Annotated in this window: 7 protein-coding genes; 4 read left to right on the top strand and 3 right to left on the bottom strand. The window is 71.8% G+C overall.

Annotated elements, in window-relative coordinates; translation table 11 throughout:
• Both MXD58_RS15840 and MXD58_RS15835 read right to left on the bottom strand, forming a co-directional pair.
• Positions 1-261: hypothetical protein (locus tag MXD58_RS15840; protein ID WP_250609459.1), on the bottom strand; the 261-nt coding region annotated here is incomplete at its 3' end.
• 381 nt (positions 262-642) lie between these two features.
• On the bottom strand, positions 643-1,050 hold the full coding sequence (locus MXD58_RS15835; protein ID WP_248838531.1) for a DUF5318 family protein: 408 nt from the start codon (positions 1,048-1,050) through the stop codon (positions 643-645).
• Positions 1,051-1,582: 532 nt separating this feature from the next.
• On the opposite strand from MXD58_RS15835, the gene MXD58_RS31145 reads away from it, so the two are divergent.
• The 3 genes from MXD58_RS31145 to MXD58_RS15820 all read left to right on the top strand — a co-directional run bounded on the left by MXD58_RS31145 (position 1,583) and on the right by MXD58_RS15820 (position 5,206).
• Positions 1,583-2,413 carry a PadR family transcriptional regulator gene (locus MXD58_RS31145; RefSeq protein ID WP_248838532.1) on the top strand — a complete coding sequence of 277 codons (831 nt, stop codon included), beginning with the start codon at positions 1,583-1,585 and terminating at the stop codon, positions 2,411-2,413.
• Positions 2,414-2,531: 118 nt separating this feature from the next.
• A complete protein-coding gene (locus MXD58_RS15825; RefSeq protein ID WP_248838533.1) occupies positions 2,532-3,605 on the top strand; it encodes an inositol-3-phosphate synthase in 1,074 nt (357 codons plus the stop codon).
• A gap of 209 nt (positions 3,606-3,814) precedes the next feature.
• Positions 3,815-5,206, top strand: a complete 1,392-nt coding sequence (locus MXD58_RS15820) for an MFS transporter (protein ID WP_248839932.1) — start codon at positions 3,815-3,817, stop codon at positions 5,204-5,206.
• Between the two features lie 53 nt (positions 5,207-5,259).
• On the opposite strand, the gene MXD58_RS15815 is transcribed toward MXD58_RS15820, so the two are convergent.
• Positions 5,260-6,726: a CCA tRNA nucleotidyltransferase gene (locus MXD58_RS15815; protein WP_248839931.1), complete on the bottom strand. Its 1,467-nt coding sequence runs from the start codon at positions 6,724-6,726 to the stop codon at positions 5,260-5,262.
• 165 nt (positions 6,727-6,891) lie between these two features.
• Between MXD58_RS15815 and MXD58_RS15810 the strand changes: the two genes are divergently transcribed.
• Positions 6,892-7,362 carry an NUDIX hydrolase gene (locus tag MXD58_RS15810; protein ID WP_248839930.1) on the top strand — a complete coding sequence of 157 codons (471 nt, stop codon included), beginning with the start codon at positions 6,892-6,894 and terminating at the stop codon, positions 7,360-7,362.
• Positions 7,363-7,431 lie beyond the last annotated feature (69 nt).

The raw sequence follows: 7,431 nt of genomic DNA, 5'->3' as shown, positions 1-7,431 counted from the left end.
CCCCCCCCCCCCCCCCCCCCCCCCCCCCCATTTTTTAATTAAACGGCGACCACCGTTATATACACTGATATGTTTTGGTCGGAAGGGTAATTTTTTTATAAGAGACTGGTCCGGACCGGCGCCGGCCCGCGGGCCCGGCGGTCCGGACCGGTCGATCCGCTCCGGCGCCACCCGGTCGGGAAACACGTCCCGGGGCCGGTCCGACTCGGGCCGGACCCGATCCAGACCGTCCCGGCCACCCTGGTCGTAGGGAGAGCTCACCGACCGCTCCATCCATCGCTGTGGGACTCCCCGGTCACCTGTCCGTCACTGGGAACGAACCGGTGCCCCCAACCGCGGCCGGAGGTCCGATCGCCGCCGGTCCGGCGCCATCGGCGCCCAACCACGCGAGCCGCCGGCGGCCTCTGCCCGCGCCCGGACACCGGCCGACCCCGCAGGGTACGGTCGCCCGACAGGCCTGCACCGGCAAGGTCACCGCAGCCAGTCACGCATGGCTCGCGCCGCGCCTGGACCTGCTTTGAGACCCACATGGCTGACCAGGATCTCATGCCGGAACTCGCCCTTTCCTGCAGGGCATCACGTCCTGGCCGCTGACCGGCCGGGATTGGGTGGGAGGACACGCGCGCGGCGCGCCGGGGCCGGTCAGGTGTCCGCGGCCTGGCGCCGGCTCTGGCGCTTCGCCCGCGGCTCGCCGGTGCCGATCACATAGGACGTGATCAGGTGGTTCCACCCGCAGGGCCGGCACACCTCGACGACATACACCCGCAGCTCGCTGTACCTGGTCGCGAGCGCAGGCAGATCGCGCGTCGCCCGCGCCCGGCCGGAACTCTCACCGAGTTCGTCACCGTAGGTGTAGGTCACGTGGATCAGCGGGGCGCCGCCGCGGCAGACCGGGCAGCGCTTGCTCGTCGGCTCGCCGTGGTACTTGGCCGCACGTAGCAGGTACGGATGCGCGTCACACACGTCGAGCGACGACACCCGCCCGGCGGCGAGATCCGCGAGCGTCGCCCGGCGGGCCAGCGCGTAGTCGATGACCGACCGCGAACGCATGAAACAACGGTACGCCGCGGACGCCGGCCGGTCAGATCGTCGAGCAGAACCGCACCGCGCGGACATCTCGGGCGGAACCGGCTCTCTCGGCAGTCCGCGGCCACGGCGGCCCTGACTCTTGTGAGCTGGACGACATTGTGATGCCGGGACTATCTCGCCCAGCGGGTGCGGCCGCGCCACCGCAGGCCGACCGGCGCCCTTCGGGCGAGGAGCTCCAAGGCCGCTGACAGTCGCTGCAAACAGGCATTCTCTGCCGACGGGACGATCTGCGGACCGCCCGCCTCGGCTCGCGGACCGGGCCGGGCCGGGCCGGGCGGAGGGCGGGCGCCCGGTTACCGAGCGAGTTCTTCTGTCATCTTCTGGTCGCCGGTTGGTCATGTGTGGTTGCGGCGCTCGTCCCAGGACGTCTATCCTCGATGTATCGCTTCGATATGTCGGGGCGACAGTTCGGAACGACAGTTCGGAACGACAGTTCAGAGTGACGGCATCGGAACGACCGGACGGGTCGTCCCGGCGGACGCGGGAGGTGGGCATGCTGGAGCTCGCGGTTCTGGCCCTGCTCTCCGAGAGCCCGATGCACGGCTACGAGCTGCGTAAGCGGCTCTCGGCGGTGCTCGGCGCGTTCCACCGGTTCAGCTACGGCTCGCTGTATCCCTGCCTGCGCCGCCTCGCGGACGCCGGGTACGTGACCGCCGATGACGTCGGAGCGGCCACCCGGCTGGGCGGACGGAGCAGGGTTGTCTACACCCTCACCGGTGAGGGCAAGGAGAAGCTCGCCGACCTGCTCGGCGAGGGTGGCCCGTCCTCCTGGGAGGACGAGATGTTCGGCGTGCGGTTCGCCTTCTTCTCGAAGACGGACGCCGCCGTGCGCCTGCGCATCCTCGAAGGCCGGCGCGGTCGGCTGGAGGAGCGCCGGGAGAAGGTCCGCTCGGCTCTCACGAGGACTGTCGAGCGCTTCGACAGCTACACCCTCGAACTGCAGCGCCATGGCCTGGAGTCGGTGGAGCGCGAGGTCCGCTGGCTCAACGAGCTGATCGAGACCGAGCGCGCCGCGGTGCCGGGTGACGCCGCAGGCTCACAGTTGTCCACAGCATCCACAGGGTTGTCCACAACCTTGTCCACAGGAATGAATTCCTTTGCCGGATCCGAGGCCGACGTCGGCCCGGACAGGGATCCGCCCGGCCCACGCCCCGCGCGTGGTGGCGCGACAGTGGCCGCCAGCCGCCACGCGGCCAGGACCGGCCGGCGGGACGCCCGCGGCACGCGCAAGGCCGACACGGCCGGCGATGATGCCGGACCCAGCCGGCGGTCCGCGCCACAGGCCGGTGCGGACCCCGACGAAGCGGTCCCGACCGGGGAGTGAAAGTCGCCCCGTAGCACGACATCCGCCCGGCCGCTCGGCCGGGCGGGCAGCACAGCGGCGCCTCAGGCGTGCCGCGATCTCCACATCCATAGAAACCGCAGCTAAGGAGCAGACCGTCATGGGTTCGGTACGCGTCGCCATCGTTGGCGTGGGAAACTGCGCTGCCTCGCTGGTCCAGGGGGTCGAGTACTACCGCGGCGCCGACCCGACGGCACAGGTCCCCGGCCTCATGCACGTGCAGCTGGGTGACTACCACGTCTCCGATCTGTCGTTCGTCGCCGCGTTCGACGTGGACGCCAAGAAGGTCGGCCGCGATCTGTCCGAGGCCATCGTGGCCAGCGAGAACAACACCATCAAGATCGCGGATGTGCCGCCGCTCGGCATCACCGTCGCCCGCGGCCACACCCTCGACGGGCTGGGCCGCTACTACCGCGAGACGATCGAGGAGTCGGACGACACCCCGGTCGACGTCGTCGCCACGCTGCGGGAGACCCGCGCTGACGTGCTGGTCTGCTACCTGCCGGTCGGCTCCGAGGACGCCGCCAAGTTCTACGCCCAGTGCGCCATCGACGCCGGGGTCGGCTTCATCAACTGCCTGCCGGTGTTCATCGCCGGCGTGCCGGAGTGGGCCGAGAAGTTCCGGGCGGCCGGCGTGCCGATCGTCGGCGACGACATCAAGTCGCAGGTCGGCGCCACCATCACGCACCGCGTGCTGGCGAAGCTATTCGAGGACCGCGGCGTGATCCTCGACCGCACCATGCAGCTCAACGTCGGCGGCAACATGGACTTCAAGAACATGCTCGAGCGCGAGCGGCTGGAGTCCAAGAAGATCTCCAAGACCCAGGCCGTGACCTCCCAGGTCTCCCACGACCTGGGCAAGGACAACGTGCACATCGGGCCGTCGGACTACGTCGCCTGGCTGGACGACCGCAAGTGGGCCTACGTCCGCCTCGAGGGCCGCGCGTTCGGCGACGTGCCGCTGAACCTCGAGTACAAGCTCGAGGTCTGGGACTCCCCGAACAGCGCCGGCGTGGTCATCGACGCGGTGCGCTGCGCCAAGATCGCGCTCGACCGGGGCGTCGGCGGGCCGATCCTCTCCGCGTCGTCCTACTTCATGAAGTCGCCGCCGGAGCAGTACCGGGACAACGAGGCCCGCGACAAGGTCGAGGCGTTCATCCGCGACCAGGCCTGAGCACGACCAGTGTGGGCTCGGCGTGAGCTGAGCCCACACCGAGGCAGACCGGCGACCCCGGCGTCCGCCGCCCGTACCCGGGCCCGGATGCCGGGGTCGCCCGCGTCCGAGGCTGGTGCCGCGGACGCGGGCACGATCACGTGGCCCGGTCGGGCGCCCGCGCCCAACCGGTCCACGGGTACCGATCGGCGGGCCCTAGGCTGACAGGCGTGGCAAGGTCCGCGAACCTCCGCGAGCTGCTCAGCGGCCGCGAGTTCCGCATGCTCTATGCGGCTCGACTCACCTCTCAGGCCGCTGACGGCGTCTTCCAGGCGACCCTCGTGAGCTACGTGCTGTTCTCCCCCGAACGGGCCACGTCCGCCGGGGCGCTGGCCACCTCGCTCGCGATCGTCGTGCTGCCGTTCAGCGTGATCGGCCCGTTCGCCGGGATCGTGCTGGACCGGGTGTCCCGGCAGCGGGTCCTGGTGATCTGCTCGCTGGTGCGCATGGTGCTGATGGCCATCCTCGTGGGCCTCATCGCGGGCGGGCGCACCGGCGCGGACTTCTACGCGGTGGCACTCGCCTCGGTCAGCGTGAACCGCTTCGTGCTCTCGGCGCTGTCCGCCGGGCTGCCGGTGGTCGTGGGCGTCGAGCGGCTGGTGTCCGCCAACGCGCTGTCCGTCACCTCGGGCACGATCGCGACGCTGGTCGGTGCCGGGCTGGGCAGCGGGCTACGTGGGCTGGCCGGCGGGGAGGACTCCGCGGTCGCGGCCGTCGCGGGGCTCGCATCCCTCGCCTACCTGCTGGCGGCGGGGACGGCGGCGCGGTCCGGGCGGCCCGACTTCGGCCCCATGGTCGTCGTTCCGTGGCAGGGGGCGTGGAGCCAGGCGGGCCAGGTCCTCGCCGACATGGCGGACGGCGCCCGCTACCTGGCCGGCCACGGGCCGGCGCGGCGCGCGCTGACCGCCCTGACCACCTCCCGGGCCGCCTACGGGCTGGTCCTGGTGATGACCGTGCTGCTGTACCGCAACTACTTCACCGGGCGGACCGGTGGGCTGTCCGGTCTCGCCGCGGTGGTCGCCGCCAGCGGAGTCGGCACGGTCACCGCCGCGCTGGTGACACCGCGGGCGACGCGGCGGATGCCGAAGTCGACCTGGATCACGGTGGTCCTCGTGTTCGGCGGGGTCGTCGAGATCGTCCTCGGGCTGCCGTTCTCGGCCATCCTGATGATCCTCGCCGGGGCGCTGATCGGGTTCTCCGCGCAGGCAAGCAAGATCTGCGTGGACACGATCGTGCAGGAGCAGACGGACGACGCCTACCGCGGCCGGGCGTTCTCGCTCTACGACCTGCTGTTCAACGTCGCGTTCGTGGCCGCGGCGGCGGTCGCCGCGGTCGTCCTACCGGACAACGGGCGTTCGGTCCCCGTCGTCATCGTCGCCGGCGCGGGCTACGCGCTCGCCGGGCTGATCTACTACCAGGCCGCCTGCCGCCACCCCGAGGACCGGGTGATCCACGCTGTCGGCGCGCCGCCCGCGCCCGCCGGGACGCCGGCTGCGACGCCCCCGCCGGCGGTGGCCGGCCAGGCCGATCTGTCAGCGGCGTCGGCGACACCGCCGGCCTGACCGGCCGACCGCCAGCCGGCCTCCCGCCCGGGCAGCCGGTGGGACGGCCGGCATCACTCGCCGGGGATGGGCACCTCGTGCGACCGGGCCCAGCGCAGCAGTTCGGCCTCGGCGGCCTCCCGTCCGACGATGCCCTGCTCGAAGCGGAACTCCAGCATGTGCGCGCGCGCCTGGCCCACCAGCCGGGACGGGCGCAGGCCGAGCACCGCCATGATGTCGTCGCCGGACAGCTCGGGCCGGATCGCCGCGATCTCCTCGCGCGCGTCGAGGTCGGCGATCCGCTCCTCCAGCGAATCGTAGGTACGCGCGAGCGCCGTCGCCTTGCGCCGGTTACGAGTGGTGCAGTCCGAACGGACCAGCTTGTGCAGCCGGTCGAGCTCCGGGCCGGCGTCGTGGACGTAGCGGCGCACCGCCGCGTCGGTCCACTCGCCGCTGCCGTAGCCGTGGAAGCGCAGGTGCAGGAAGACCAGCCGGCAGATGGCGTCCGTGACGTCCTTCGGGAAGCGCAGCGCGACCAGCCGGCGCCGCGTCATGTCCCGGCCGACGACCTCGTGGTGGTGGAACGACACCCGGCCGCCAGGGATGTGTCGGCGGGTGCGCGGCTTGCCGATGTCGTGCAGCAGCGCCGCCCAGCGCAGCACCTCGTCCGGCTCGCCGGGCGTCTCCAGCGCCATCGCCTGGGTCAGCACGGTCATCGTGTGGGCGTAGACGTCCTTGTGCTGATGGTGCTCGTCGATCTCCATCCGCATCGCCGAGAGCTCGGGCAGCACGATGTCCGCGACGCCGACCTCGACGAGGCGCGCCAGGCCCGCGACCGGGTCGGGGGCGAGCATCAGCTTGCGCAGCTCGTCCCGGATCCGCTCCGGGGAGACGATCGCGATCCGGTCGGCCCGCGACCGCATCGCCTCGACCAGCTCGGGCACCGGGGTGAGCCCGAGGGCTGCCTCGAATCGCGCCGCTCGCAGGATCCGCAGGGGGTCGTCGTCGTTGGAGGCCTCGGGGCTCGCCGGCGTGCGCAGGACACCCCGGGCAAGATCCGCCATTCCGCCGAACAGGTCGACGAAGTCGTGGCCGGGGACGGACACCGCCATCGCGTTGACAGTGAAGTCGCGGCGGGACAGGTCCGCCTCCAGGCTCTCGCCGTAGCTCACCGTGGGGTTGCGGGACTGCCGGTCGTACGCCTCGCTGCGGTAGGTGGTGATCTCGAACCGCTGACCGCGGCGGGCCAGCCCCACGGTGCCGAAGGCGATTCCGGCCTCCCAGGTGGCCTCCGACCAGCCCCGGGTGATCTCCAGGACGCGGTCGGGCCGGGCGTCCGTGGCGAAGTCGAGGTCGGCCTGCGCCGCTGGGGTGGCGGCGGGCCGGCCGAGCAGGGCATCACGCACCGAGCCGCCGACGAGATGCAGCCGGTGGCCGGCCATCTCGAAGAGGCGGCCGAGCTCATCGGCGGCCGGCGGCACCCTGAGCAGCTCGCTCACCACCCGTTCGGCCGAGTCTCGCGGGTTGTCCAGACTGATCACTGACACACCTTCAGATTACGGGGTTCACCGAGGTGATCCGCCGCACGGATCGTGCCTGTGGACGAGCCACGCCGCGACCGGGCCGCGCTGTGGAAACAAAGCCATAAGCGGGAGGTTCCGGGCACAGGGGCAGGCGCGCGGGCGGCAGCCTCGTACGATCAACCCATGCCGTCGTCGACCTCCGCCACCGGCCGCGCTCCGCTGCGCCGGGCAGAGGAGACCTCGGCGGGTGGTCTGATTCTCGACCAGCGCTCCACGCAGGCGTCCGCCGCGCTGATCGGCCGCCGGGACCGGCATGGGCGGCTGTTGTGGTCGTTGCCGAAGGGCCATGTGGAAAACGGCGAGACGACGGAGCAGGCGGCCGTCCGGGAGGTCCGCGAGGAGACCGGTCTGACCGGCAGTGTCCTCGGCCCGCTGGGCACGATCGACTTCTGGTTCATCGCCGGCGGGACGCGCATCCACAAGACGGTGCACCACTTCCTCCTGCTGCGCCGGCTCGGCACGCTCTCCGACGACGACATCGAGGTCGACGCCGTGGCCTGGGTCCCGCTGGTCGAGGTCGCGGACCGCCTCGCGTACGCCGACGAGCGTCGGCTGCTCGACGAGGTACCGGTCGTGCTGGCCACGACCGCATGACGGCGTCACTGCGGCCCGCTCGTGCGGCGGGGCCGTGCCGGGCCGCGCGCCCCCGGGGCGGTGGCGCCT

It is taken from the genome of Frankia sp. AgKG'84/4 (assembly GCF_023242965.2).
In the GTDB taxonomy this organism is placed as follows: domain Bacteria; phylum Actinomycetota; class Actinomycetes; order Frankiales; family Frankiaceae; genus Frankia.
The sequence above is the reverse complement of the archived record's forward strand: the minus strand, read 5'-3'. Positions and strand labels throughout refer to the sequence as shown.

What these genes read in the sequence shown, in the direction of transcription:
- MXD58_RS15835 (WP_248838531.1), bottom strand. Translation starts at nt 1,050, where the DNA reads ATGCGTTCGCGGTCGGTCATCGACTACGCGCTGGCCCGCCGGGCGACG.
- MXD58_RS31145 (WP_248838532.1), top strand. Translation starts at nt 1,583, where the DNA reads ATGCTGGAGCTCGCGGTTCTGGCCCTGCTCTCCGAGAGCCCGATGCAC.
- MXD58_RS15825 (WP_248838533.1), top strand. Translation starts at nt 2,532, where the DNA reads ATGGGTTCGGTACGCGTCGCCATCGTTGGCGTGGGAAACTGCGCTGCC.
- MXD58_RS15810 (WP_248839930.1), top strand. Translation starts at nt 6,892, where the DNA reads ATGCCGTCGTCGACCTCCGCCACCGGCCGCGCTCCGCTGCGCCGGGCA.